29 protein-coding genes are annotated in these 23,464 nt (G+C 63.8%); 15 read left to right on the forward strand and 14 right to left on the reverse strand.

Features of this window, described 5'->3' with window-relative positions:
* The first annotated feature begins 76 nt into the window (after positions 1–76).
* On the forward strand, positions 77–439 hold the full coding sequence (locus NKI18_RS13815; protein ID WP_352617094.1) for a hypothetical protein: 363 nt from the start codon (positions 77–79) through the stop codon (positions 437–439).
* Between the two features lie 27 nt (positions 440–466).
* Here the strand turns inward: NKI18_RS13815 and NKI18_RS13820 are convergent, their stop codons facing one another.
* Positions 467–853: a hypothetical protein gene (locus NKI18_RS13820; protein WP_051406100.1), complete on the reverse strand. Its 387-nt coding sequence runs from the start codon at positions 851–853 to the stop codon at positions 467–469.
* A 43-nt stretch (positions 854–896) separates the two neighbouring features.
* Entirely contained in the window at positions 897–1,346 is a 450-nt protein-coding gene (locus NKI18_RS13825) for a hypothetical protein (protein WP_023675649.1), read from the reverse strand.
* A 119-nt stretch (positions 1,347–1,465) separates the two neighbouring features.
* On the opposite strand from NKI18_RS13825, the gene NKI18_RS13830 reads away from it, so the two are divergent.
* The 5 genes from NKI18_RS13830 to NKI18_RS13850 all read left to right on the forward strand — a co-directional run bounded on the left by NKI18_RS13830 (position 1,466) and on the right by NKI18_RS13850 (position 6,568).
* Positions 1,466–1,924, forward strand: a complete 459-nt coding sequence (locus NKI18_RS13830) for a GNAT family N-acetyltransferase (RefSeq protein ID WP_352569172.1) — start codon at positions 1,466–1,468, stop codon at positions 1,922–1,924.
* A gap of 98 nt (positions 1,925–2,022) precedes the next feature.
* A complete protein-coding gene (ybiA, locus tag NKI18_RS13835; RefSeq protein WP_352457324.1) occupies positions 2,023–2,571 on the forward strand; it encodes a riboflavin biosynthesis intermediates N-glycosidase in 549 nt (182 codons plus the stop codon).
* A gap of 130 nt (positions 2,572–2,701) precedes the next feature.
* Positions 2,702–3,943: a DNA polymerase IV gene (gene dinB / locus NKI18_RS13840; protein WP_352617100.1), complete on the forward strand. Its 1,242-nt coding sequence runs from the start codon at positions 2,702–2,704 to the stop codon at positions 3,941–3,943.
* A 170-nt stretch (positions 3,944–4,113) separates the two neighbouring features.
* Positions 4,114–4,758 (forward strand): hypothetical protein, encoded by a 645-nt coding sequence (locus NKI18_RS13845; protein WP_352617103.1) that lies wholly within the window; start codon positions 4,114–4,116, stop codon positions 4,756–4,758.
* 652 nt (positions 4,759–5,410) lie between these two features.
* Entirely contained in the window at positions 5,411–6,568 is a 1,158-nt protein-coding gene (locus tag NKI18_RS13850) for a sulfite oxidase (RefSeq protein WP_352617106.1), read from the forward strand.
* A gap of 188 nt (positions 6,569–6,756) precedes the next feature.
* On the opposite strand, the gene NKI18_RS13855 is transcribed toward NKI18_RS13850, so the two are convergent.
* Positions 6,757–7,632: a sigma-70 family RNA polymerase sigma factor gene (locus NKI18_RS13855; RefSeq protein ID WP_352617108.1), complete on the reverse strand. Its 876-nt coding sequence runs from the start codon at positions 7,630–7,632 to the stop codon at positions 6,757–6,759.
* Between the two features lie 46 nt (positions 7,633–7,678).
* Positions 7,679–7,990 carry a hypothetical protein gene (locus NKI18_RS13860; protein ID WP_352617111.1) on the reverse strand — a complete coding sequence of 104 codons (312 nt, stop codon included), beginning with the start codon at positions 7,988–7,990 and terminating at the stop codon, positions 7,679–7,681.
* 144 nt (positions 7,991–8,134) lie between these two features.
* Here NKI18_RS13860 and NKI18_RS13865 point away from each other — a divergent pair, with 144 nt between their 5' ends.
* Both NKI18_RS13865 and NKI18_RS13870 read left to right on the forward strand, forming a co-directional pair.
* Positions 8,135–8,500: a VOC family protein gene (locus tag NKI18_RS13865; protein WP_023680367.1), complete on the forward strand. Its 366-nt coding sequence runs from the start codon at positions 8,135–8,137 to the stop codon at positions 8,498–8,500.
* 229 nt (positions 8,501–8,729) lie between these two features.
* Positions 8,730–8,954 (forward strand): hypothetical protein, encoded by a 225-nt coding sequence (locus NKI18_RS13870; RefSeq protein ID WP_031213090.1) that lies wholly within the window; start codon positions 8,730–8,732, stop codon positions 8,952–8,954.
* Positions 8,955–8,978: 24 nt separating this feature from the next.
* Here NKI18_RS13870 and NKI18_RS13875 read toward each other — a convergent pair whose 3' ends face one another.
* The 8 genes from NKI18_RS13875 to NKI18_RS13910 form a co-directional block, all read right to left on the reverse strand.
* Complete coding sequence (locus NKI18_RS13875) at positions 8,979–10,202, reverse strand: MFS transporter (RefSeq protein ID WP_352617115.1); 1,224 nt, start codon at positions 10,200–10,202, stop codon at positions 8,979–8,981.
* The gene (locus NKI18_RS13880; protein ID WP_502900700.1) at positions 10,199–11,575 is read right to left on the reverse strand and encodes an FAD-dependent oxidoreductase; all 1,377 of its coding nucleotides are present in this window, start codon (positions 11,573–11,575) and stop codon (positions 10,199–10,201) included. The genes NKI18_RS13875 and NKI18_RS13880 overlap by 4 nt, the downstream gene beginning before the upstream one ends.
* A 50-nt stretch (positions 11,576–11,625) precedes the next feature.
* Positions 11,626–11,958 (reverse strand): ArsR/SmtB family transcription factor, encoded by a 333-nt coding sequence (locus NKI18_RS13885; RefSeq protein WP_352490030.1) that lies wholly within the window; start codon positions 11,956–11,958, stop codon positions 11,626–11,628.
* Positions 11,959–12,057: 99 nt separating this feature from the next.
* Positions 12,058–12,786, reverse strand: a complete 729-nt coding sequence (gene arsH / locus NKI18_RS13890) for an arsenical resistance protein ArsH (RefSeq protein ID WP_352617121.1) — start codon at positions 12,784–12,786, stop codon at positions 12,058–12,060.
* Positions 12,787–12,882: 96 nt separating this feature from the next.
* Positions 12,883–13,305, reverse strand: coding sequence for an arsenate reductase (glutaredoxin) (arsC, locus tag NKI18_RS13895; RefSeq protein WP_352587067.1), 423 nt, complete (start codon positions 13,303–13,305; stop codon positions 12,883–12,885).
* Positions 13,302–13,994: an aquaporin gene (locus NKI18_RS13900; RefSeq protein WP_352617124.1), complete on the reverse strand. Its 693-nt coding sequence runs from the start codon at positions 13,992–13,994 to the stop codon at positions 13,302–13,304. Before NKI18_RS13900 ends, arsC begins: the two co-directional genes overlap by 4 nt.
* 4 nt (positions 13,995–13,998) lie before the next feature.
* The gene (locus NKI18_RS13905) at positions 13,999–14,331 is read right to left on the reverse strand and encodes an ArsR/SmtB family transcription factor (RefSeq protein WP_352617127.1); all 333 of its coding nucleotides are present in this window, start codon (positions 14,329–14,331) and stop codon (positions 13,999–14,001) included.
* 375 nt (positions 14,332–14,706) lie between these two features.
* On the reverse strand, positions 14,707–15,330 hold the full coding sequence (locus NKI18_RS13910; protein ID WP_352617130.1) for an NAD(P)H-dependent oxidoreductase: 624 nt from the start codon (positions 15,328–15,330) through the stop codon (positions 14,707–14,709).
* Between the two features lie 341 nt (positions 15,331–15,671).
* Here NKI18_RS13910 and NKI18_RS13915 point away from each other — a divergent pair, with 341 nt between their 5' ends.
* Entirely contained in the window at positions 15,672–16,415 is a 744-nt protein-coding gene (locus NKI18_RS13915; RefSeq protein WP_352617133.1) for an SDR family oxidoreductase, read from the forward strand.
* Between the two features lie 46 nt (positions 16,416–16,461).
* Here the strand turns inward: NKI18_RS13915 and NKI18_RS13920 are convergent, their stop codons facing one another.
* Positions 16,462–17,052: a DUF922 domain-containing Zn-dependent protease gene (locus NKI18_RS13920; RefSeq protein ID WP_352617136.1), complete on the reverse strand. Its 591-nt coding sequence runs from the start codon at positions 17,050–17,052 to the stop codon at positions 16,462–16,464.
* Between the two features lie 115 nt (positions 17,053–17,167).
* Between NKI18_RS13920 and NKI18_RS13925 the strand changes: the two genes are divergently transcribed.
* From NKI18_RS13925 to NKI18_RS13945, 5 genes are all read left to right on the forward strand, one after another.
* Positions 17,168–17,932, forward strand: a complete 765-nt coding sequence (locus NKI18_RS13925) for a pseudouridine synthase (RefSeq protein WP_352617139.1) — start codon at positions 17,168–17,170, stop codon at positions 17,930–17,932.
* A gap of 156 nt (positions 17,933–18,088) precedes the next feature.
* Positions 18,089–18,436, forward strand: coding sequence for a hypothetical protein (locus NKI18_RS13930; protein ID WP_353019891.1), 348 nt, complete (start codon positions 18,089–18,091; stop codon positions 18,434–18,436).
* The gene (locus tag NKI18_RS13935) at positions 18,437–18,991 is read left to right on the forward strand and encodes an RES family NAD+ phosphorylase (protein WP_352617145.1); all 555 of its coding nucleotides are present in this window, start codon (positions 18,437–18,439) and stop codon (positions 18,989–18,991) included.
* A 228-nt stretch (positions 18,992–19,219) separates the two neighbouring features.
* The gene (locus tag NKI18_RS13940) at positions 19,220–20,611 is read left to right on the forward strand and encodes an NfeD family protein (RefSeq protein ID WP_352617147.1); all 1,392 of its coding nucleotides are present in this window, start codon (positions 19,220–19,222) and stop codon (positions 20,609–20,611) included.
* Positions 20,608–21,378, forward strand: a complete 771-nt coding sequence (locus tag NKI18_RS13945) for a slipin family protein (protein WP_352617150.1) — start codon at positions 20,608–20,610, stop codon at positions 21,376–21,378. The genes NKI18_RS13940 and NKI18_RS13945 overlap by 4 nt, the downstream gene beginning before the upstream one ends.
* 39 nt (positions 21,379–21,417) lie before the next feature.
* On the opposite strand, the gene NKI18_RS13950 is transcribed toward NKI18_RS13945, so the two are convergent.
* Entirely contained in the window at positions 21,418–22,347 is a 930-nt protein-coding gene (locus NKI18_RS13950; RefSeq protein ID WP_352617152.1) for a LysR family transcriptional regulator, read from the reverse strand.
* 105 nt (positions 22,348–22,452) lie between these two features.
* Here NKI18_RS13950 and NKI18_RS13955 point away from each other — a divergent pair, with 105 nt between their 5' ends.
* Complete coding sequence (locus NKI18_RS13955) at positions 22,453–23,463, forward strand: zinc-dependent alcohol dehydrogenase family protein (RefSeq protein ID WP_352617155.1); 1,011 nt, start codon at positions 22,453–22,455, stop codon at positions 23,461–23,463.
* Position 23,464 lies beyond the last annotated feature (1 nt).

Consider the following 23,464-nt stretch of genomic DNA (forward strand, 5'->3'; position numbering starts at 1 on the left):
TATCTCGAGCAGGCTTGAATCGGCGCGAGCAACAGAACCGCGGCCGCTCCGTCGGCCGGCAAGCAAGGGAGTGACGATGGACCTCGCCCAGTTCGCCCAGGCCTGCGGTTATGCCGGCGACAGCCCGGCCATGCTTGCTGCCTTCGCGGCCATCCGCCAGGACGGCATCCGCAAGGCACGCCAGGGCCATCGCCAGCGCAAGGCGGCGATCGACCGGATGAAGCCGAGCCGCGCTTTGTTCCTGGCGGCGATCCGCCCGGCGCAGTCAGCCGAGGAGGCCCTCGAGGATGCCGCCCGCTTCCTGTCGATGTTCCGCAACATGCCGCACTGGCGACAGGAAAGGCGCGCCGCCGACCTCACCCGCGCCAGGCAGCAGCGCCTCTTCGCCCGCTTCTTCCGCCGCTACGGCCACCGCCTCTGGGCGCTCGAGGCGGCGTAAGCCCGAGCGGAGCGGCCAGCCAGCCGATCAAAGCTGCTGGCTGCGAGCGAAAATGCGGCCGTAGCTGGCATCGTCGATCTCTGCGAAGTGATGGGAGCGCAGGAAACGCTGCAGCCGGGGATTCGGTGTGGCGCAGGTGGCGGCATGGACATTCCAACGGATCAGCTTGAATTGCCGATCGATGGCATAGGCCCGGACAAGCCTCCACAAGACGAGCAGGACGCCTTCGCCACCGCCGTCGATATGGGCAAAATTGACCAGAAGCGTGCCGCCATTGCGATTGAATTCGGCCAGGACGGTGGCGCTGCCCATGGCGAAGGAGATCGGCCGGCCGAAGGCCAGCAACGCATCCTGGTCCGCGCGCGACAGCGCCCTCAACGTCTCCAGGGAGACACCCTCGATTTCGATCCGCATTGAAGGGTTGACCCTCGCTAAGTTGCTCGCCTCGCCCATTGCCCTAGTCTGCTTGCCAGAAAGACAGCTGATAATCCTCCAGGTCTCTGGAGTCTGAAGCGAAAAACTCGACGACAAACCTTCGGTTCGCAAACTGCCATTGCAGTTTTGCCTCATAAATCTCCTTGAGAACCGAGCCGAGAAACACGAGTTTGTCGCGAGAGATGTCGGCGGCGCCCAAGGCGTGAATGTCGGCAATGTGCAGGTGGTTCATAACCGCTTCCACGGACTGTCGTGTGGCGTTGGGGTCTCGTTCAAAGCTTCGCAGGCCTTCCTCGCTAAACCCTTCCATCAAAACGTAGCGTTCGAACGTCACGAATTTCGGCCAGAAAATGGTGCTGTATCCCACAGCAAGCGCAAATCGGCCCTCGCACCCGACCCAGCTTTGTAGATCGATGCCGGACCCATTGTTCCAGGCTGCCAATTCAGCCTTCATGCTGGCTGGAACATCCATATCGTAGCCTCCCGATCTCGCCTGTCATAGGTCTTTCAACGGCTGCTTTCCAGTAGACCGGCAAAGTTGCATCCCTTCACGCTTGTCGTCCCCAAATCCGCGCCGTATGTCTCCACGCGATGAGCGAGATCGAATTCCGTCGCGCGCAGGCGCCCGACCTGCCGGCGATCGTTGCAATGCTTGCCGACGATGTGCTCGGCGCAGACCGGGAAGACCCGTCCACGCCGCTTGCGCCGTCCTATCTCGATGCCTTCAGCGCAATCGATACCGATCCCAACCAGTTGCTGGCCGTCGCCGTCAACGCCGGGCAAGTGGTCGGAACGCTGCAGCTCAGCTTCCTTCCAGGCATTTCGAGAAAAGGCGCCTGGCGCGGCCAGATCGAAGGCGTTCGCGTCGCCCGGCAATGGCGCTCGCGCGGCCTCGGCAAGCTGATGATCGAATGGGCGATTGAAACATGCCGTTCGCGCAATTGCAGCTTCGTCCAGCTCACCACGGACAAAGGTCGACGGGAGGCGCACGCTTTTTACGAGCGCCTCGGCTTCACCGCCAGTCATCTCGGCTACAAGATGGCGCTGTAGATCAGCATTTCATCGCATTCAGCGCCGACCGCTCATCTTCGCTACCCGCTCTGGATGGAGCATTGACAAGCCGGCCTTTCGCCCTGCTCCATCCGCCCATGATTTACGACCGAACCTGGCTTGAGAAAACCTTTCGCGCAAAGCCCCGGCAGAAGTTCCTGTTCTTCTGGGGCCATCAGCCGTCTAAGGACGGCCGCATAACCACATCGTGCTTCAGCCAGTGGTGGCATGCGCCCTTTACCGTCGATGGCCTGAGCTATCCGACTGCCGAACACTGGATGATGGCCGAGAAGGCACGACTGTTCGGTGATGCTCCGACGGCAACACAAATCCTCAGGGCGGCGAGCCCCAAGCAGGCAAAGCAGCTTGGCCGCCAGGTGAGCGGCTTCGATGGCACCAAATGGGATGCAGACAAATATCGCATCGTGACTGAAGGGAGCTTTCAGAAGTTCCGTCAGAACGCGGCGCTGCGCGAATATCTGTTGTCGACGCATGACCGGGTGCTGGTCGAGGCGAGCCCTGTCGACCGGGTGTGGGGTATCGGCCTTGCGGCGGATGACGAGAGGGCGGTGAACCCGCTGCTGTGGCGCGGCGAGAACCTGTTGGGATTCGCGCTGATGCAGGCCCGCGATCGGCTGCGCGGCTGAACATTGCCGTGCGCTCGTCATCTGCGGCAGCCTCCGCGCTGCTTGACAATCCACCCACAATGTTCTCTTTATGTTCTCATCACAACTCGAGACAATGCGGCGTTCGAACCGCCGCGGGCGAACGGGCCGGATGGAAGCCAACATCCTCCACGCGGATCTGGATGCCTTCTATGCCTCGGTCGAACAGTTGCTCGACCCGGCCTTGCGCGGCAAGCCGATTGCCGTCGGCGGCGGGGTAGTGCTCGCCGCATCCTACGAGGCCAAGGCGTTCGGCGTGCGCGGCGGTATGCCGGGACGGCGGGCGCGGGAACTCTGCCCGCAACTCATCTTCGTCGGCGGCCATTTCAAGGACTATCAGCGGCTGGGCGATGCGGCAATCAAGGTGCTCGGCGATTTCACGCCGGTGGTCGAGCGGATTTCGATCGACGAGGCCTTCGCCGACGTCGCCGGCTGCACCCATTTGTTCGGCTCGCCGGCCGAGATCGCCGGCAAGATCCGCCGCCGCGTGCAGGCCGAGCTCGGCCTGCCGATCTCGGTCGGCGTAGCCCGCACCAAGCATCTGGCCAAGATCGCCTCACAGGTCGCAAAACCGGACGGGCTGGTGGTGGTCGATCCGCGCCACGAGCTGGAGTTCCTGCACCACCTGCCGGTCGAGCTGATGTGGGGCGTCGGCCCGGTCACCAGACAGCGGCTGGCCGGCATCGGCGTCAACACCATCGGCGAGCTGGCGAAGACCAATGGTGGGGCGCTTGAGCGCCTGCTCGGGCCGGCGGCGGGAGAGAAACTCAACGCGCTGGCGTGGAACCGCGATCCGCGCAAGCTCGAGACGCAGCGCCGGGCGCGCTCGGCCGGCGCGCAATCGGCGCTCGGCCAGAAACCCGCCGAGGAGCAGGTCTTCGTGCCCGCTTTGCTGCATCTGGCCGACAGGGTCGCCACCAGGCTGCGGGCGAAATCCCGGCCCGGCCGTACAGTGACGGTTCGCGTCCGCTTTGCCGATTTGCGCTCGGTGACGCGCTCGATCACGCTCGATCAGCCGATTTCGGCAACCGCCATGCTGGCCGAGATCGCCGAGGCGCTGGTGCGCAAGGTGCTCATCGACCATCCGCACGAAAAGACAATTTCGCTGCTGGCGATCGCCGTATCGCATCTGGAGCAGCATGCCGGCCTGCAACTGGAACTGCCGCTCGGGCTCGACGACGACCGCCGCCGCCCCGGCACCAGCAAGGGCGCGGCGCGCTGGACCGCCGATCGCGCCGTCGACAAGATCCGCGACCGCTTCGGCTGGGAGGCGGTCGGCTACGCCTCGGTCGCGCTCGGGCTACAGCGGTCGGTTCCCGACGCTTTTCGCGAACTGGCCGAAAAGGAATTGTGAGCCTCGATTACACTTTGGTTGCCAAGTCGCCGGAATGACGTTGAAGGCTGCGGACTTGTGAATTTATCTTCGGTCCAGTTGGTCGTGCATCGGTTTGGGCATCAGCCAGACAGGGTAGCACCCGCCCGCAAATCCTTCCGCACCTTCATTTCGAACGACAGGAGATCGGCATGGGACAGAACGCCGGATATTTCGCACTCATCGTTGCCGGACTGGTGACCAATGCAACGACGCTGGCCAAGCCGCTCAACCCGGACCGGGCGATTCCATCCCTGGGCGATATCAACTCGCCGCTGGCCAGTCCGCTATTCAAGCAGGTCAAGGCTGGGCCGCTGGAGATAAAGCTTGAGGAAACCACGCTTGCCGATGTCGAAAAAGCCTTCGGCGGAGCGATGCACGATGAAGGTGACGCCGGAGATTCACGCCACTGGCTTTGCTATGCCGGCCCCGACGCCGGCGGATCGCCGTCGATCTTCTGGTTCGTATCCGGCGAGATGGGCGGCTCCGACCACGGTGTCCTGTCCGTCGCCCTGCAGCCGAACCCGGAAGGCAAGGTGCCGGAAGGATGCGCCGGCGCGCCTGCCAGCCTGACAGCTATTGAACTCGATACGCCCGGCGTCGGAGCGCCGCTGAGCGACGTGGCCGCGAAATTTGGCGCCGCCAAGCCCGATCGTTACGGCCATTTCGGCTTCGCCGCCTCTTATCCTCCTTCGTCTCCCGACCAGAAGGACGCCAAGGTCACGCAGACGCTCACCTACACAGCCGGGAACGGCAGGATAACCGGCGTGGCGGTGACGCAAGTCACCACCAATTAGGGTGTCCCCGCTCGGTTGGCGAATGGTTCACGTGTGAATGATCTGCCGCGCCCGAGCCAGGCGGCCTGGTTGCTGGCCACCTCGTAATGCAGACTGGTTTGATGTGCCGCCCGGGCCCGCCCTCCTCCTGCAAATTCCTGATCTTGAAATATTAGACCGCCATCATACAGCTGCGCCGGCCGCACCGCCATCCTGTCGCGCCCACAGACGGCAGGCCAACGCAGTTTCTCGTCGAAATGGGTGAACATCCGCCCTGGAGTTGGCAAGGCCGATATCGGAACGGCAGAAATTGGGTCGGAACGGCCCTTCCGATGGCACCCGCGAAGGTCCCGAAATGACCCAGAAGCGGGCGTTCGGCAGCGATCCGAGCAGCAACGATTTTGGCAGGACAGGAAATCGGCATGGAATGCTGCAATCATCATCATGTCCCGTCCAAGTTGTGGACAGTTCCTTCTCAAAGGCGCACTCTTAGCGTGCGAAACGCGAGCTGGCGTTTCGTGCAATGCTTCACATGCTTGACTTGCGTCGGTGATTGTCTGACCTATGCGGATACTTCCGGGTGGGCAGACCTCACATTGTGTCGTCTATCCGTGATCAGGCTGCGGCCAAGGCACGTTGCAGCCCGTTCCGGATCAACTGGGAGGTAAACAACATGCCTGATTTTCAGCGCAGAGAACTTCTTGTTCAAGGAAGCGCGGCTCTTGCCGCAATTGCTGCTCTCTATACCTCGCGCCGGGCTTACGCTTTTCCAACACGGCCGAACGAGGAAGTTATTCCATGGCTGGATCAGCCGACCGAAAATCCCGATCCGGCGGGTATCCAGAAGCAGCTTGTCTGGGAGGATTTGGATAGCTGGATAACGCCAAACGACAAGTTCTTCAGCATCTCGCATTTCAACCGACCAACGATCGACGAGAAGACATGGTCGATGGAGATCGGAGGCCTGGTTAAGAAGCCCCTAGAGTTAACGCTCGCCGACATCAGGGCGCGACCGAGGCAGGAAGTCGTTTTCACAGTGGAATGCTCGGGCAACCACGGGTTTCCCTTTTTCACCGGCGGCATCGGCAATGCTCGCTGGGCAGGGACGCCGCTCGCCCCGATCCTCGAGGAAGCCGGCGTTCTGGAGAAGGGCATCGAGGTCGTCTTTTTCGGTACCGATACAGGCGAGGTCCCGATACGCGACGTCAAGATGCAGCAGAACTTCGCTCGTAGCATGTCGCTCGCCGACGCGATGAACCCCGACAATCTCCTCTGCTATGAAATGAACGGGGCCGCCTTGCCGGCGCCCAATGGCTTCCCGGTACGGCTCATTGCGCCAGGCTGGTACGGGATCGCCAACGTCAAGTGGCTAAAGCGCATCGAGGTTCGCGATACGCGGTTCATGAGCCTTCTGATGGCCCGCGACTATGTCACCATCCGGGAGGAGGACCACAACGGCGAGACCGTATGGGCCGAGACGTCAGTCGGGCGAGCGCTGATAAAGTCCGCGCCTGCGAAGGTTACCCGGAAAGATTCAGATTACCGCATCGTTGGGGCAGCCTGGGGGGCGCCGATCGACCGGGTCGAAGTGCAAATCGATCAAGGGCCTTGGACACCAGCGACCATTGACCACAGTGAGGAGGCCGAACACGCTTGGAAAATATGGTCCCTGGCTTGGGCAAATCCCTCTCCTGGAGAACACACGGTGACCTCGCGCGCGGTCAGCACCACGGGACAAATTCAACCGGCGATGGACGATCCCTTGATTGCCAAGAAACACACATACTGGGAAAGCAATGGCCAGGTGACGCGCCGCGTGCGTATCGGCTAGAGCATTTTGCAGCCAAATGGAATCATTTGGCGTCCGCGTAAATGCGGCAAAACAGATAGTTAGAGCGAGTTACCGGTTCCAAGAGAACCGGAACCGCTCTAAGAACGTGCTGCCATGTGGCAATTGCGTTTGGGTCAAACAGGAGGAGGCTGCCTGATCGCCATTTCGCACCATTTCCAGCGCTCTCCTCACCCCTCCACGGCCCTGATCTCCGCGTCGACCAGACACCAGGGCGCATAGCGGAAATCGCGGATCTGGATGACCTGATCGTCCCTCCATTCGACCAGCATGAAGCCGCGCACGGCGCCGTCGGCCGCCTGCGGGTCGCGGATGAGGATCGCCGGCCGGCCGTCGACCACGCCGAGCGACAATGTCCAGTCGCTGATACGGGAATAATTGCCGAAATAGGTCGAAACCTCGGCCTTGCCGCGCAGGCGGACGCGGTTGACGACGTCGAGCCGGACGTCCTCGGCGATCAGTGCCCGCACGGCATCGAAGTCGCGCGCGTTGAACAGGTCGACATAGCGCCGCAGCCGGCGCTCGTCATCGGCGTCGAGCCTCGGCGCAAGCGCCTGTTCGGGCTGCAGCGCCAGCTGCTTGAGCTGCGCCCGCCCGCGATGCAGCGCGGCCTTGGTGGCGGCGAGCGTCGTGCCGGTCACCTCGCAGGTCTCATGCAGGCTGAGGCCGAGCACGTCGACCAGGATCACAGCGCTGCGCTGCGGCACCGAAAGCTGCATGAAGGAGCGCAGGCTGGTCTGGGCGGCGAGCCGGCTGTCGGCGCTGCCGGAGGGATCCTCGATGACGCTCATGTCGGCCTCGGTCATGCGCGACCTTTCCCGATTGCGCCGCCGCAGATGATCCTGCGCGGCATTGTGGGCGATGCGAAACAGCCATTGCTCCGGCCGTTCGACCATCGCACCGCCGTCGATCGCCTGCAGCGCCTTGATCAGCACCTCCTGGACGATGTCCTCGCCATCGATCACCGAGCCGGCCATGCGTGCGCAGTAGCGATGCAGCCTTGGCCGCAACCCGACGAGCATCGCCTCCAAAGTCGCCCTGTTCATTTTTTCGGCGTAGCGTCCCATTTCTGCGCGAGCGGCACGGCAGGCGCTACCCGGCTTTCTGATCCGCCAGCATACGGTAATTGCCGATGACTTTAACAGGCGATCGCAATGCCGGGGTCGAACGGCGCTCGGCGTGGTTTTCCGTAAACGCCCTGAAGGCCGCAAGCCCGGTCAGCGCCGACGAATCGCCGTCCTGGCCGACGATGTGGACGAACGAGCCGTCGTCCAGCTCGAGCACGAGATAACGCACCGTCGGCGGTGCCGCCTCGCCCAGCGCTTCAAATACTTTTTCGACCAGCACGCGGTTATCTCCCAGGTCGGCTTGCTTCACACCGTATCGAATGAGCGCGTAGTTCATCGTCGTCTCCTGACTGGTTGGTATGAACGAAGGACGACCGGCTGCGCTGAAAAGATTCTCCTTGCCGAAGAATCTTTTCGGTTGCCCGCATCGTCTTTCCCGCGTGGGCGGCTGCGCGGCAGCCATCAAGCAGGAGAGACGATCATGCATATCCAGTTTGCCGAGCTTCCGGTGTTCGAGCAGGACCGCGCCAAGGCGTTCTACACCAGGCATCTCGCCTGCCAGGTCATGGCCGACCAGAAGATGGGTGATGGCGGCTGGCGCTGGATCGAGCTGGCATTTCCGCATGCCGTGACGAACCTGCATTTTGTCAGGCGCGCCGACGATGCACCCGGCGCGGAGCCGGTATTGGTGCTGGTCGACGAAAATGTCGGGGCAATGATCGCGGCCATGAAAGCGGGCGGCGTCGAGATCATCACCGAAGCGCATGAGGCGCCGTGGCAGCCGGGGCGCACGGTGGCGGAGTTTCGCGACAGCGAAGGCAACCGCATGGTCCTCGCCAGCCGATAAGGCACCGGAGCCCTCTGTCCGGCGGGGCGTCGTACCTAAGTCCTACCTCCGGCCGGACCATCGGCCGTACTTCCTTCGTATTATTATTTCGTGACCTCTGCGCGCCGGAACCTTCCCTTGCATCGGGCGTTCGGGCGCTGTATCGCGATGCCTCATATTTAGGCAGGCGGAGGAAATACGAATAGGGCGGGTGGCAAAACAAACATGGGCCGGGGAGGAGCATCTTACCATGTCGAACCGTAAAATCGGAATGTCCCACAGTTTGGGGCTGCGCGTCGCTGACCTCAAATCCAGAATGCAAAGTGCCCAGATTACCGAGCATGAGATCAAGACATTTCAAAAGGTTGCGGCCATTATGGGCGGCGCCAAAGGCTCACTGCGCCTCGATGCGGACGATCTGATCGCCGCGTCTTTCCTTGTCGATCCCTTGGAAGATCTCCCGCTCTCCAGTTGAAGGCGCTGAACGCAGGTCAAAATCCTATCGGGTTTGAACCTGCGATTGCCGCCGGCGGAGCATCCGCCAGCCCAAGCCGCATGCGAGGATGACGTTGGCCAGCGCTAGACCAGAAAGCGCGGCCAACGTCCCGTGCGGGCCGAAGCGCTCCAGCAGCAATGCTCCGGCCGAGGGTGCCGCCGCCTGGGCGATCAGGCTCGGCATGGCGAGGCGGCCCATCAGTCTCGCGTAGCCGTTCGAGCCGAACAGCGCGAGCGGCAGCGTTCCCCGGGCGATGGATTCGAGGCCGATGCCCGCGCCGTAGAAACCGAGCGCCAGCGGGATGATCGGCATGCCGGCCCAGAGCGTCGAAACGCCGATCGCCACAAACGCAACCGAGGCAAACTTGGTGAAAATCGGATGGTGGTAGCGCGCGATCATCATCTCGATCGCGCGCGCCGCCACCTGTGATGGACCAACCAGCACGCCGAGCCCGACGGCTGCGGCAAGCGCCATGCCGCTGCCTTGCAGGATTGTGAGCAGATGCACCGATAGTGTCGACGAGATCACCGCTGCGAGTGTCAGGGTCGCGGCCAGAACGATCACGATCGACGGATCGGCTTGGTTGTCAAGAATGGGTGCCGCCTCCTTCAATCCTGGTTTGACTGCCGGTTGCGGCGGCTCCCGGGGCAGGATCACCAGATAGAGCGGAAGCGCAATTGCCAGCTGAAAGGCGGCGTAAACCAGGCAGGTCCCGCGCCAGCCGACCTCCCCCAGCAGCAAGGCTGAGATCGGCCAGCAGATGGTGCTCGCAAGGCCGCCGAACAGCGTCAGCATGGTGATGGCGGAGCGCGCGCCGTGGCCGTAGTGGCGGCCAAGCGTTGCGAAAGCGGCATCGTAGAGCCCCGCCCCCATGCCCAGGCCGATGACCAGCCAGGCCGCGATATAGGCCGCAAGATTAGGGGCAAGAGCCAGCCCGATCTGGCCGAGCCCGATGCATCCGGCGCTGAACGCCAGAACGTTGCGGCCGCCATGCCGCTCGATCGACGAGCCGACGCGCGGAGAGATCAATCCGGCCACAAGCAAGCCGAGGGACAGGCCGCCGACAACCCATGCCAGCGGCCAGCCGGTATCGGAGGAGACTGCCGGCGCGATGACCGCGGGAAGATAGTAGGAAGATCCCCACGCCATGATCTGCGTCAGGCCAAGCGCGGTGATGATCGCGCCGCGGCTGCGCAAGATGGTGGGCGAAGGCGCCAGAAGGCTCATGCCGCGACGCTGCAGCCACAGCCGCCTTTGCCGACCGCCTTCGCCTTGGCGCCGGCGACACAGCACGCATCCACCGCTGCCGGCGCCGGACCGCCGCAGCACCCCTTGTCGGCCACGCCGATCCGCGGCACGGTGCAGACGCCGGTCTCCGGCAGCACGAGCTGGACATTGTCGGCCGCAACCATGTCGCCGGCGATCGCCGCGGCGACGGAGCGCACCTGCTCATACCCGGTCAGCAGCAGGAAGGTCGGTGCGCGGCCATAGCTCTTGATGCCGACCGTATAGAACCCGTGCTCGGGATGGCTGAGCTCATGGTGGCCGTGCGGCGGCACGTCGCCGCAGGAGTGCTCGTTGGGATCGATCAACGGTCCCAGTGCCTTGACGCTTTCCAGCCATGGATCGAGCTCGAGCCGAAGCTCACGGGTCAGCGACAGATCCGGGCGTTGTCCGGTCGCGGCGATGATGCGGTCGACCGGGCCGAGCGCCTGCAAGCCGTCCCTGGTCTGGCCTTCGACGACCAGCCGGCCGTCGGCATCGCGGATCGAAACAGCCGCAAAGCCCGTCACCAGCCTGATGCCGCCGCTCTCGGCGAGTTCGCGCACGTCGGCGCCGAGTTCGCCGCGTGCCGGCAATTGGTCGGCATCACCGCCACCGTAGATGCGCACCAGGTCGGTGCCGCGCGTTGTCCAGATGAAAGCGGTGCCGGCCTCCACATTTGCCAGGCTGGCGAGATCCAGCACCGCATTGGCGGCCGAATGGCCGGAGCCGGCGACCAGCGTCGTCTTCCCCGCGTAAAGGCTGCGGTCGCGGCCGAGAATATCGGGGATGCCGTAGGCGATGCGGTCGGCAAATTCGGCCTCGCCTTCTGCAGGAATTCCGCCGGCGCCGAGCGGGTTCGGCATCTGCCAGGTTCCCGAAGCATCGATGACGGCACGTGCGCTGTCGCGTCTTGTACCATCGGCAGTCTCGACCGCCAGCATGAACGGCCGGTTCTCGCGTCCCTTGCTCAGCACCTTGTCGGCGCCCCAGCGCGAAATGCCGACGACGCGGGCGCCGGTTTCGATCGACGGCGACAATTGCGGAAGCTTTGCCAGAGGCTCGAGATAATCCGCGACGAGGTCGTCCGCGGTTGGGAATGCCTCGGGCTCAGGCATCCGCCGGCCATGCGCCTCGAGCAGGTTTCTGGCCGCCTGATCGACGCAATAGCGCCAGGGCGTGAACACACGGACATGGCCCCAATCCCTGAGATTGGATGCAACCGCATTGCCGGCTTCGTAGACTTTGACAGGAATGCCCCGCGCGATCAGGTGGACCGCTGCCGCCAGACCGACCGGCCCGGCGCCGATCACCGCAACGGGGAGTTTTTCGATCATCTCCATGTCTTCCATCCTTCCGGTAATTTCGAATTATAATGGCAAAAAAATCATGCCGCCGTTTTGGCGGCCGCTTCCGCCGATGCCGGCGCACAGGTGGCGTCGGCGCAGCATTCGTCTGCGAGGTATCCGATGAGCCCGTTCATGGCGGGATAGTTGGCCCGGCAGATCAGCGTGGTCGCCTGCCGCTCCTGTGTCACCAGGCCGGTGTCGACCAGCCGCTTGAGGTGATGCGACAGCGTCGAGGCAGCGATGCCCAATCTGTCCTGGATACGCCCGACCGGCAGCCCCTCATCGCCCGCCCGCACCAGCGTCCGATAGAGCTGCAACCGCGTCGGGCTGCCGAGGGCTTCAAGTTGCGAGGCTGCTTTTTCGAGTTTCATGGAAACGTCTTAGCCCCGAGACCCCACGGCGTCAACGCTTATTTCGAACATTCTCGAATAACCTGGCAATCGCCGTCTCGTTTGCGCCAACCGCCCGCCTCAAATCGAGCGCTGGTCTACCCGCTTGGCAAGCTCCTCGGCGCTTTCGACGCGCTCGGAATAACGGTTGGTGAGATACGCCGACCGGTCGCGCAGAAGAAGCGTGAATTTCATCAGTTCCTCCATCACGTCGACGATGCGATTGTAGTAGGGCGAAGGCTTCATGCGCCCGGCCGCATCGAATTCGTTGAATGCCTTTGCCACCGACGATTGGTTCGGGATGGTGAACATGCGCATCCAGCGGCCCAGGATACGCAGTTGGTTGACGGCATTGAAGCTTTGTGAGCCGCCGGAAACCTGCATGACGGCAAGCGTCCGGCCCTGGGTGGGCCGCACCGAGCCCAACGACAACGGCAGCCAGTCAATCTGCGATTTCATGATACCGGTCATCGAACCATGACGTTCGGGCGAACACCAGACCTGGCCTTCGGACCAGAGCGAGAGCTCACGCAGCTCTTTCACCTTGGGGTGATTGGCAGGCGTCGAATCCGGCAGCGGCAAACCGGCAGGGTTGAAGATGCGGACTTCAGCGCCAAGCCAGGTCAAGATACGCGCAGCTTCCTCAGTGACCATGCGGGAATAGGAACGCTCTCGCAAGGAGCCGTAGAGCATCAAGATCCGAGGTTTGTGGGCCGAGGCGGTCACATCGAACAGCGCAGATGCATCGATCGCCGGGAGTTGCTCCATATCGATGTTTGGCAGGGAATCGGCGTGGTCGGCTATCGTCATGGTTTCAAAGCTTCTTTCTTATTTCGAGTTTTATCGAAATAAATAGGTGCGGTTCGCCGTGGCGTCAAAGCAAATTTCGAGAAATATCGAAATACTCTAGCCGACGCGCTTGCCGCTGGCGTCGATGACGACCTCGCCGTCCTCCTTGGTGAACGGGCCGATATCCGGATTGGGCAGGATATCGAGCACCGCTTCGGAGGGTCGGGCGAGCATGGTGCCGAGCGGCGTCACCACGATCGGCCGGTTGATCAGGATCGGATGCGCCAGCATGAAATCGAGGATCTCGTCGTCGCTCCACTTCGGGTCGCCCAGGCCAAGTTCGGCATAGGGCGTGCCCTTTTCGCGCAGCAATTGGCGCGGCGTCATGCCCATCGCTGCGATCAGCTCGACGAGCTTTTCGCGCGACGGCGGATTTTTCAGATATTCGACCACCTCAGGCTCCTCGCCGGACTGCCTGATCATGGCCAGCGTGTTGCGCGAGGTGCCGCAATCGGGGTTGTGATAGATGGTGATGGTCATTGCGCAGCTTTCATCTGTCCGGCTGGTTTCGGTTGGACGATCAGCCACCCTGCCAATGCCATGGCGAGCAACGCGCCCAAAAGTTCGGCGCCGATGAAGCCCGGCAGATCGGCGGGGCGGATCCCGGCAAAAGTGTTGGAGAACGCACGGGCGATGGCGACGGCCGGATTGGCGAAGGATGTCGATGCGGTGAACCAGTAGGCGGCGGTGACATAGAGCCCGACCAGCCAGGGGATCGAATCCGGACGGGAACGCAGGCCTGCGAGGATGGTGAAAACCAGCCCGAAGGCGGCGACCAGCTCCGCAATCCATTGCCCGCTTCCGGTCCGCACCGTCGCCGACACTTGCAGGATCGGCAGTTCGAACATCGCATGCGCGAGCAACGTTCCAGCGATGCCGCCGGCAATCTGGGCGGCGACGTAAGCCAGCGCTGCGTTCGTTTCGATCTCGCGTCGAAGCGCGAATACCAGCGTCACCGCCGGGTTGAAGTGCGCTCCGGATATCGGTCCGAATATGGTGATGAGCACGACCAGGATCGCCCCGGTCGGCAAGGTGTTGCCGAGCAAGGTGAGTGCGACCTCGTCGGTCAGCTTATCGGCCATGATACCGGAACCGACCACGGTGGCGACCAGAAGAGCCGTGCCGAGGGCTTCGGCAACAAGGCGGCGGGGAAGATTGCCGGAGCTCATCTGGCTAGCAGTTGCAGGTCACGGCCTGGATGACAGGCTGGCAAAGTTCCGGCGCGCCGTTGCAGCAATCCTCCATGAGGTAGGCCAGCAGATCGCGAAACCTGGTCATGTCGGCGAAGTAGCGCACGCTGCGGCCTTCCCGTTCGGTCCGCACCAGGCCGGCATGCGACAGGATCTTGAGATGCGCCGACATCGTGTTCGGCAACGCGGCGAGCCGTGAGGCGATCTCGCCCGCAGCCACGCCCTCGGCGCCGGCCCGCACCAAAAGGCGAAAAACGTCCAGCCGGGTCTCCTGGCCGAGCGCGGCAAGCGCCGAAAGGGCGAGTGTCTTATCCACATTTCCAGGATTCCAGAAATGGGGAATAGAGTCAACGCATGGTGTCGGTGGCGCAATGCAATCGCTTGAGGTTTGAAGTCGCCCTCTGCTCCGAGCGTTGGCGCTGCCCCTCACCTGCCTGCCGGCATCCTCTCCCCGTATAGTGACGGGGAGAGGGGTGCTCTCGTCGCTGCTTTCGCCAATCGCCAGCATTGCAAGAAGGGCGCCGAGGCCGCGATCAGCCCCTTCTCCCCGTCCCTATACGGGGAGAAGTGCCCGGCAGGGCGATGAGGGGCGGCGCCGACTTCGACAACTGGCCGTCCCCAACACAAATCTGAAGGCTATCGCCTGTCCGAAGCGATTGCCCTGTGCCGGCGGCGGCTCGCCTGGTCCAAATCAGCCAGGCACTGTGGCGGCGACGGCATCAGCGCGACCAAGGCCGGCAACCGCTTTTCTGACCCGCTGCAGATGCGCCTGGCGTCCGGCGGCCGGGACGCTGTCCATCCGGTAGAGCGCCAGGAATTTGGTCCGGCACAGCGGATGGCAGACGGAGCGGAAGCCGCGCAGCAGGGTCCGCCGGCCGGGCTGTCCCATGATCCACGACATCAGCGGCGTGGCGCCGCATGTGGTCATTGCCATCACCCGGCGTATGTGCCGCAATTTGGGCTTGGGGCCACGGCGGGCGGTCGGCATCTCGAAGGCGAAGCCCGGCACCAGCACGCGCTCCAGCCAGCCTTTCAGCATCGCCGGCAGGCCATACCACCAGGTCGGATAGATGAAGACGACCGCCTCCGCCCAGAGCAGCTCCTGCGCATGTTCGTGCACCGGTTGCAGGTTCGCCGCCTTGTCGTGGTAACCGCGCCATTCCCGCGTGCGCATGACTGGATCGAAGCCGGTCGCATAGAGGTCGAGCAGGTGGACCTGATGGCCGCTTTCGGCAAGCGTCTCCAGCACCGTGTCGCGCACGGCGCCGTTGAAGCTGTCGGTGCAGGGATGGCAATAGACGACGAGGACCTTCATCTTGCGCTCGGTCGCGAGAGTGCATGCAAGCGCGTCACATGCAAACAAGCCACCCGCAGACATAGTCGATCAGCTGTTTTCATGCGAAGCCCCGCAGCCCCGTATCAAGACGCAACAGCTCCAGTCACGTCAAGGCCCGCTCGTCAGCTCAAAGGAAATTGCGCGCACATGGGCTTGCCGGCGGGCACTGTCCCGCATGCCTTGCGGTACTCTGCGGGAAACGGGCGCTGCCGCGTATTGCGCCCAGGAACTCCAACAGTGGATTCGGTTTTTCGATCAGCATTGTTCCAGAAAGCCTGCGCCCTAGCTTCACGGCGTGTCCAAGCGTCAGGAGAGAAAACATGCACACAGGAAAACTGAGCGGCAAGATCGCCTTGGTGACGGGCGCCTCTTCCGGCATCGGCGAGGCCACCGCCTGGGCGCTGGCGGCCGAGGGCGCCACGCTGGTGATTGCCGCGCGGCGCGCCGAGCGCCTGGACGACCTGGCGAGGCGGATCCGTGAGACCGGCAGCGCGGCACTGCCGATTGCCGTCGACGTCACCGACGAAACGCAAGCCACGGCGATGGTCGAGCGGGTCCAGCAGGAGTACGGCCGGCTCGACATGCTGCTTGCGGTTGCCGGCGTCGGCGTCGCCGCGCCGTTCCGCAACACGACGCCGGAAGAATACCGCCGGATGGTCGACGTCAACATCCTGGGCCTGCTTTATCCGATCCATGCGGCACTGCCGTCGATGCAGCGGCAAGGCGCCGGCCACATCGTCGTCGTCTCGTCTGGCACCGGCCGTTACATCCACCCTTCGGTGGTCTATTCCGGCACCAAGCACGCGGTGAGCGCGATGGCGGAATCGCTGCGTCGCGAGATCGGCAAGGATGGCATCCGCGTCACCTGCATCGAGCCTGGCGCCGTCAAGACCGAGTTCACCCAGAATATGCGCGCCGATGTGCGCCAGGCGGTCGAGCAAAGGCTGGGCGACATGGAGCAGCTGGAAAGCGAGGACATCGCCGCCGCCATCCTGTATGCGGTGAGCCAGCCGCCACGGGTCAACGTCAACATCCTGACGCTCTATCCGACCGAGCAGGCGTGAGGGCCGCAAAGGTGGTACCCTGCGCCGCCCCCGCAGCCCTGCAGCATCATCCACCGATCATCAGCGTGAACACAAGCTGCCGCAACTTGCCGCCCGGGCCGAATTCGACCCGGTCGAAATCGCGGCTCGCCTGCCGTTGTGCCTGCGAGATTCCGGCGAGCCGTCTCGTCACTTCGATCCTGATCTTGCTGCAGCCCCGGTCATCGGCGACGGTCAGGCCGATGGTGGCCGCCTCGATCTTGTGCACCATGTCGACGATGCTGGCGCCGTGCACCTTCTCGTGGGCGGCAAGGCCGGCTGCGAAAATCTCCCAGTTCTTCTGGATTGCGCCCGGCAGCCGCGCGGCCGGCTTCGGTAAGGTGTAGGTGATGATCAGCTTCGGCTGCGCCGACACCAGCACGCAGGCGTCGCCTTGCGGCTGGTAGTCCCTCACCCAGGTCAGCTTGAAATTGGTATGCGCGATGACGCGGCGTTCGCCGAGCAGCGGCCCGCGCCCGCCGATCGAGGCGTAGAGCTCCGGCCCGGATTGCCCTGAGATGGCATAGGTCTCGACCTTCTCGACCGCCTGCCAGCCGGCATGCGCCGGCGATGTCGGCAGGAAGGCGAGCAGCAGGCAAAGGCGAATGGCTGTTTTCATGCAAGTCCTCGCAGCCGCTGCGCACGACGCAAACGATATGCAGTTCCCTTCCGTGGACATAGCCGGCGGCCGGCTATAGTGGGATGCTCGTATACAAGAATCCACAGGCAACATCATGTCGCCGCGACCGAACATTGCCCGGCAACGCCCTGCCCCCGGGGCCCAGCCTCCCGGCGTCAGCCTCTGTCGCGCGCTGTCGAAGCTTGGCCTGTGCTCGCGCAAGCAGGCCGAGCTTCTGGTTGCCGAGGGGCGCGTGCGGGTTGCCGGCAAGATCGTGCGCAACGGCTCGATGCGCGTCGATCCCGGCCGCGACCGCATCGAGGTCGACGGCCGCCGCGTCGCCGCCGAGCGCAAGGTCTATCTGATGCTCAACAAGCCGCGCGGGCTGGTCACTACTCGCGACGACCCGCAGGACCGCGGCACCGTCTATGATTGCCTGGCAGGGCTCGACCTGCCTTTCGTCTCGCCGGTCGGCCGCCTCGACAAGGCCAGCGAAGGCCTGCTGTTGATGACCAACGACACGCGCTTCGCGCAGCGCCTGCTCGATCCCGCCTCGCATGTCGCCAAGACCTATCACGTGCAGATCGGCGCGCTGCCCGACGCGGCCATGTTGGCGCGGTTGCGCGCCGGCGCGACAGTCGACGGCGAATTGCTGGCGGCCCGGTCGATCGAGCTGCTGCGCGGCGGCACCAGCACCGCCTGGCTGGAGATCGTGCTCGACGAGGGCCGCAACCGCCATATCCGCCGGCTGCTCGCCGCCCACGATATCGAGGTGCTGCGCCTGCTACGGATCGCGATCGGATCTCTGCAACTCGGCGACCTTGCCAAGGGCAAGGTACGCCATCTGACTGCCGAAGAGCTGACGCTGCTTCAGGCCTGAGCGACCAGGCACTGGAGGCCCCTCGAACCGAAGCGGCAATTGACATTTGCATCTCTGTTTCATATTTTCCATTTGTGAAATCGAAATGCGCCGATGCAGTCAAAGTGTCAGGCTGACACGCATGGGCGAAGCTGGCTTGGAAGCCGGAGAGAAAACATGGCTACGGCGTTGCGGGCGGTCCCCAGGTTCCTGGACGAATTGGGCACGTTTGGCGGTCTCAAGGGAACCGATATTGCAAACATCACCGACGTGTCCAAGGCCACGGTTTCGAGGTGGAAGGCCGGCGACATCAAGCCCCAGCCGCGCAGCGAGCTCATTCTATCGGACCTGCACTATATCGTCGGCCGACTGCAGGAATTCTACGAGCCAAGCGATATTCGCACTTGGCTTTACGCTCGCCACCCGCAATTGAACGGTGAAAGGGCGATAGATCTCATTCACGACGACCGTGCTCTCGACGTGCTCAAAGTCATCGATCGGCTTGAGAGCGAGGTCTTTCTCTAGTTGGCGATCGCCGGGCGGAAACGACGCGATAGCCGGCTCATCGACGCTATCGAGGCAATAGTTCCGGTCGAATACTCCGCAACGGTTTGGCGTGTGGTGCGCCAGGGCCGCAGCCCGATCCAGTGCTCGAACTCCGGTGGCCGTTGGGACGATGGAACATTCGACGTGCTCTACACCTCGCAAGAGCGCGAAGGTGCCTTGAGCGAGATGAGATTCCACCTGACGCGCGGGCAGCCAGTGGTCCCTTCGCGTGTCAGATACAATCTCTTCGAGATCGATCTTGCTTTGGACCGGACGCTCAGACTGCTCGACCTGGCAGCCTTGCAGACCCTTGGCCTCGACACCTCGCGCTACGGGCAGCTTTCGTATCAGGAAAAGCACGCCGAATATCCGAGGTCGCAAGACATCGGCGAGGCCGCGCATTTCCTCGATTATGACGGTCTGATCGTGCCCAGCGCGCGATATGACTGCCTGAACGTCGTCGCGTTTTGTGATCGGCTGCCGGCCGGAGCGATAACGACAAGAACCGATCACGGGGAAATCGACTGGACTTAGCGGCGGCCCCGCCGCCGTCGGGTGCGGCCGCCGACCTCGTCTATATGGCGCAACATGCCGTCGGGTCTGCACAGCCGCGGAACGTGCCCGATTGGCGGAGCTTCTCGGTGCCGTAGCCGCCGCTGAGCAGGCCGACGCCCAGCAGGACCGTGCGATGCGTCACCCGCCGCGAAGCGTCATGGATTTCGGCAAAATCCAGCCCATATTCCTAGATGTGGAGCTTTGAGCGTGAAACTCGCGCGTGCGGTCCTGCTTGCCGCGGCTTTCGTGGCTGTTGCGGCCGTTTGTCCCTCTTCCGCAACCGGAGAGGCGGACGGCCGGGAGAAAATTGTGTTGCGCGTCGAGATAGACGGCGCCATCGGTCCGGCGAGTGCCAGGCAGCTCGAGGAAGCGCTGGCGGTGGCCGCGGACCGAAACGCCCAGGCTCTCATCCTGCAGATGGACACCCCCGGCGGGCTGGTCACCAGCATGCGCGAGATGATCGCCGGCATTCTCGCCTCGCCGGTTCCCGTCATCGGCTATGTCGCGCCCGCCGGCGGGCACGCGGCGAGCGCCGGAACCTACATCCTCTACGCCACCCATCTGGCGGCGATGGCGCCCGGCACCAATCTGGGCGCGGCAACGCCGATCGAGATGGGCGGGCCGCTGCCATCGTTTCCCGGCGGCAAGAACGATGGCCCGGAGGCGGACAAGGACAAGAAGAACGCACCCGCGGGCGATGCGATGATCGCCAAGGCGACGAACGATGCCGTTGCCCTGATCCGCAGCCTGGCTGAATTGCGCGGGCGCAATGCCGAATGGGGAGAAAAGGCCGTGCGCGAGGCGGCCAGCCTGTCGGCCGGCGCGGCGCTGCAGCAGCATGTCATCGACTTCGTCGCCCGCGACACCACCGAACTGCTTCAACTGGCCGACGGCCGGACCGTCGAGATCGCCGGCAAAAAAGAGGCATTGGCGACGAAAGGGCTGCCGGTCGAAACGCTCGAGCCAGGCTGGCTCATCCGGCTTCTCGCCGTGATCACGGACCCGAACATCGCCGTCATCCTGATGCTGGTCGGCGTTTATGGCCTCATCTTCGAATTCACGAGCCCGGGCGCGGTCGCACCCGGCGTGATCGGCACGATTTGCCTTCTGCTCGGACTCTATGCGCTCAATCTCCTGCCGATCAGCTATGCCGGCCTTGCCTTGATGCTGCTTGGCATCATCTTCCTGGCCGTCGAAGCCTTGAACCCGACTGTGGTCCTTGGGCTGGGAGGCGTGGCTGCGTTTCTGCTGGGCGCAGCCATGCTGCTCAGGATCGAGGGGCCAGGCTTCGAGATGTCGTGGGCCGTTATCGGCACCGCCGCCGTCCTGACGCTCGGCCTGGCGCTGTTGACCGGCAGCTATCTGTGGGCGGCCCGCAAGAACGTTCCGCGTGTTGGCGCACAGGCCATGCAAGGGCTGCCGGCGGAGGTCCTCGACTGGCAGGGCAGCGAGGGCCACGTGCTTGCCCGGGGCGAGCGCTGGCGGGCAAAAGCCGACGAACCGCTTGCAGTGGGTGACAGCGTCGAGGTGGCTGATGTCAGGGGTCTTGTGCTGACGATACGACGCCGCAATGTGAGAAGCGATGGAGCAAGGCAATGATCATCGGTTATGTGGCCTATTTGGCAGCAGCGCTCGTCGTGGTCATGTTCCTGTCCGCGGCCATTCGCATCCTGCGGGAATATCAGCGGGGCGTGGTCTTCACGCTCGGCCGCTTCACCGGGGTCAAGGGCCCCGGCCTTATCATCCTCATCCCCTTCGTGCAGCAGATGGTGAAGGTCGACCTGCGCGTGGTGGTCCAGGACGTCCCGCCGCAGGACGTGATCTCGCGCGACAACGTCTCGGTGAAGGTCAACGCGGTGCTGTATTTTCGTATCGTCGACGCCGAGCGGGCGGTGATCCAGGTTGAAGACTTCATGACCGCCACCAACCAGCTGGCACAGACCACGTTGCGCTCGGTGCTCGGCAAGCATGAGCTCGATGAAATGCTGGCCGAACGTGACAAGCTCAACAGCGATATCCAGGAGATTCTCGACCAGCGCACCGATGCCTGGGGCATCAAGGTCTCCGATGTCGAGATCAAGCATGTCGACCTCAACGAGAACATGGTCCGCGCCATCGCCAAGCAGGCCGAGGCGGAACGGCTGCGGCGTGCGAAAGTGATCAATGCCGACGGCGAACAGCAGGCGGCGGCAAAGCTCGTCGAGGCCGGCAAGATGCTGGCCGAAGCACCGCAGGCCATGCAGCTACGCTATTTCGAGGCTCTCCATGACATCGCCGGTGAGCGCTCGTCGACGGTCGTGTTTCCGGTGCCGATGGATCTGCTCGGTCATTTCATCAAGCAGGGTGGTGGAGGCGGAGGCGGCTGAGCGCGTAATCTCCCCCCTCAAGGGGGGAGATCAGCACCCTCACCTCCGCCACGGCGGGACCGGCGCAAAGCGTTTGCTGATCCAGTCGGCGAAGGCACGTGTCTTGGCGGCTTGCCCCTTGGCCGAAGGCATGACGACATAGACCGCGCCTTCATCGGCAAGGGTCCAGTCCTCCAGCACTGGCACCAGCCGGCCGTCGGCGAGTTCGCGTCCGACCAGCCAATCCGTGCTCATCATCAGTCCGACGCCTTGCACGGCGGCTTCGACCAGCACCTCGGCGTCGTCGGTGACCAGCGGCCCGGAGACCTCGATACTGACGCGGCGACCCGTGCTGTCGGTCATTTCCCAGGCCGGAAAGGTCTGGAAACCCGAGAAGCCCAGGCAACTGTGTTCCAGCAGCGCCTCCGGCGCAGTCGGCGTGCCCCGGCGGGCGAGGTAGGACGGCGCGGCGCACAGCAGCCGCCGCCGTGTCGCGACCTTGCGCGCCACCAGCCGCGAATCCTGCAGCGCGCCGAGACGCACGGCGACATCGAAATTCTCGGCGACGAGATCGACGAAACGGTTGGAGAACTCGGCCTCGATACGGACTTCGGGAAATTCGGTGAGAAACTGCGGCAGCAGGGGGCCGATCCACATGCGCCCGAACGAGCCGGGCAGCGCCAGCCGCAATACGCCGCGCGGCCCGCCGCCGGCATGCGCCGACGCGACAGCCTCGGCCTCGTCGACCGCAGCCAGGATGGCGCGGACGCGGACGAGAAATTCCGAACCCGCCTCGGTCAGCGACACGCTTCGTGTCGTCCGGTGCAGCAGGCGCACGCCCAACCGCTCTTCCAGCGAGGCAAGGCGCCGCGACAGGATCGTCGCGTCGCGGCCGATGCGAGCAGCCGCCTTGGTGAAGGAGCGTGCTTCGGCGATTGCCGCGAAGGCGGCCATTTCGACCAATGCTGCCGGTTCGTGCGATTGCTGCATCAGGCGCAGAGCTCAAATGTAAAAGCCAAGGATTATATACCAATAGCGCAGCAGCTAGTTTCACTCAATCCCGGCCCGTCAATCGGCCATCAACCGGAGTGAGACATGAAAGCGATCGAACTGACTGCCCCGAGACTGGACGCGTTTCGCGCGGCCACCGTTCCCACGCCTGAACCGCAGCGCGGCGAAGTGCTGATCCGCCTACGCGCCGCAAGCCTCAATTTTGTCGATGTCGCGATAGCGAGCGGCAACTATCCAGGTCCGAGCTTTCCGCTCATTCCCGTCGTCGACGGCGCCGGCGAGATCGTCGGCATTGGCGAGGGCGTGTCGAGGCTCGCCATCAACGACCGCGTCATCGCCCATGCAAAACCGCGCTGGATCGGCGGCCGTCCGCGGCCTTATGAGACCAGAGAGATGCGCGGGCTGACACTACCCGGCTCGCTCGCCGAATATGTCGCGCTGCCGGCCAATGCCGTTGTGCCGATGCCGGCGCATCTGTCCTTCGAAGCGGCAGCGACGCTGCCGATCGCCGGCACCACCGCGTGGAATGCGCTTCGCGCCGCCGATGCCGGGCCGGGGTCGGTCGTCGTCCTGCTCGGTACCGGCGGTGTCTCGATCCTGACCCTGCAGCTGGCCAAGGCAGCCGGCGCCACGGTCATCATCACCTCGTCGTCGGACGAAAAGCTGGCCCGCGCCAAGGCTTTGGGTGCTGATCACCTCATCAACTACCGCGAAACAACGGACTGGGACGCCAAGGTGCTCGAGTTGACCGACGGCCTCGGCGCCGACCTGATCGTCGAAACCGGCGGCGCGGCGACCTTCGCCCGCTCCATCAATGCCGCGGCGCCCGGCGGCACGGTGTTCGCCATCGGCTTCGTCACCGGCGCCGAGGCCACCACGAACCTGCTGCCGATCATCATCAAGGCACTCAAGGTGGTAGGCAACAACACCGGTTCGGTATCCGACCTGCGCGACGCCGCGCGGGCCATCGGCGCCGCCCGTATCGATCCGGTCATCGACACGGTCTACAGCCAGCACCAGGCGACCGAGGCCTACGCCCATATGGCAGCCGGCGGCCGGCATTTCGGCAAGCTTGCATTCAGTCTGTCGTGGTGAG

Source organism: Mesorhizobium sp. M0800, from assembly GCF_040320095.1.
In the GTDB taxonomy this organism is placed as follows: domain Bacteria; phylum Pseudomonadota; class Alphaproteobacteria; order Rhizobiales; family Rhizobiaceae; genus Mesorhizobium.

Excerpts from the sequence above, each read along its gene's own strand:
- NKI18_RS13815 (WP_352617094.1), top strand. The coding sequence starts at position 77 with ATGGACCTCGCCCAGTTCGCCCAGGCCTGCGGTTATGCCGGCGACAGC.
- NKI18_RS13820 (WP_051406100.1), bottom strand. The coding sequence starts at position 853 with ATGCGGATCGAAATCGAGGGTGTCTCCCTGGAGACGTTGAGGGCGCTG.
- NKI18_RS13825 (WP_023675649.1), bottom strand. The coding sequence starts at position 1,346 with ATGGATGTTCCAGCCAGCATGAAGGCTGAATTGGCAGCCTGGAACAAT.
- NKI18_RS13830 (WP_352569172.1), top strand. The coding sequence starts at position 1,466 with ATGAGCGAGATCGAATTCCGTCGCGCGCAGGCGCCCGACCTGCCGGCG.
- ybiA (WP_352457324.1), top strand. The coding sequence starts at position 2,023 with ATGATTTACGACCGAACCTGGCTTGAGAAAACCTTTCGCGCAAAGCCC.
- dinB (WP_352617100.1), top strand. The coding sequence starts at position 2,702 with ATGGAAGCCAACATCCTCCACGCGGATCTGGATGCCTTCTATGCCTCG.
- NKI18_RS13845 (WP_352617103.1), top strand. The coding sequence starts at position 4,114 with ATGGGACAGAACGCCGGATATTTCGCACTCATCGTTGCCGGACTGGTG.
- NKI18_RS13850 (WP_352617106.1), top strand. The coding sequence starts at position 5,411 with ATGCCTGATTTTCAGCGCAGAGAACTTCTTGTTCAAGGAAGCGCGGCT.
- NKI18_RS13855 (WP_352617108.1), bottom strand. The coding sequence starts at position 7,632 with ATGAACAGGGCGACTTTGGAGGCGATGCTCGTCGGGTTGCGGCCAAGG.
- NKI18_RS13860 (WP_352617111.1), bottom strand. The coding sequence starts at position 7,990 with ATGAACTACGCGCTCATTCGATACGGTGTGAAGCAAGCCGACCTGGGA.
- NKI18_RS13865 (WP_023680367.1), top strand. The coding sequence starts at position 8,135 with ATGCATATCCAGTTTGCCGAGCTTCCGGTGTTCGAGCAGGACCGCGCC.
- NKI18_RS13870 (WP_031213090.1), top strand. The coding sequence starts at position 8,730 with ATGTCGAACCGTAAAATCGGAATGTCCCACAGTTTGGGGCTGCGCGTC.
- NKI18_RS13875 (WP_352617115.1), bottom strand. The coding sequence starts at position 10,202 with ATGAGCCTTCTGGCGCCTTCGCCCACCATCTTGCGCAGCCGCGGCGCG.
- NKI18_RS13880 (WP_502900700.1), bottom strand. The coding sequence starts at position 11,575 with ATGATCGAAAAACTCCCCGTTGCGGTGATCGGCGCCGGGCCGGTCGGT.
- NKI18_RS13885 (WP_352490030.1), bottom strand. The coding sequence starts at position 11,958 with ATGAAACTCGAAAAAGCAGCCTCGCAACTTGAAGCCCTCGGCAGCCCG.
- arsH (WP_352617121.1), bottom strand. The coding sequence starts at position 12,786 with ATGACGATAGCCGACCACGCCGATTCCCTGCCAAACATCGATATGGAG.
- arsC (WP_352587067.1), bottom strand. The coding sequence starts at position 13,305 with ATGACCATCACCATCTATCACAACCCCGATTGCGGCACCTCGCGCAAC.
- NKI18_RS13900 (WP_352617124.1), bottom strand. The coding sequence starts at position 13,994 with ATGAGCTCCGGCAATCTTCCCCGCCGCCTTGTTGCCGAAGCCCTCGGC.
- NKI18_RS13910 (WP_352617130.1), bottom strand. The coding sequence starts at position 15,330 with ATGAAGGTCCTCGTCGTCTATTGCCATCCCTGCACCGACAGCTTCAAC.
- NKI18_RS13915 (WP_352617133.1), top strand. The coding sequence starts at position 15,672 with ATGCACACAGGAAAACTGAGCGGCAAGATCGCCTTGGTGACGGGCGCC.
- NKI18_RS13920 (WP_352617136.1), bottom strand. The coding sequence starts at position 17,052 with ATGAAAACAGCCATTCGCCTTTGCCTGCTGCTCGCCTTCCTGCCGACA.
- NKI18_RS13925 (WP_352617139.1), top strand. The coding sequence starts at position 17,168 with ATGTCGCCGCGACCGAACATTGCCCGGCAACGCCCTGCCCCCGGGGCC.
- NKI18_RS13930 (WP_353019891.1), top strand. The coding sequence starts at position 18,089 with ATGGCTACGGCGTTGCGGGCGGTCCCCAGGTTCCTGGACGAATTGGGC.
- NKI18_RS13945 (WP_352617150.1), top strand. The coding sequence starts at position 20,608 with ATGATCATCGGTTATGTGGCCTATTTGGCAGCAGCGCTCGTCGTGGTC.
- NKI18_RS13950 (WP_352617152.1), bottom strand. The coding sequence starts at position 22,347 with ATGCAGCAATCGCACGAACCGGCAGCATTGGTCGAAATGGCCGCCTTC.
- NKI18_RS13955 (WP_352617155.1), top strand. The coding sequence starts at position 22,453 with ATGAAAGCGATCGAACTGACTGCCCCGAGACTGGACGCGTTTCGCGCG.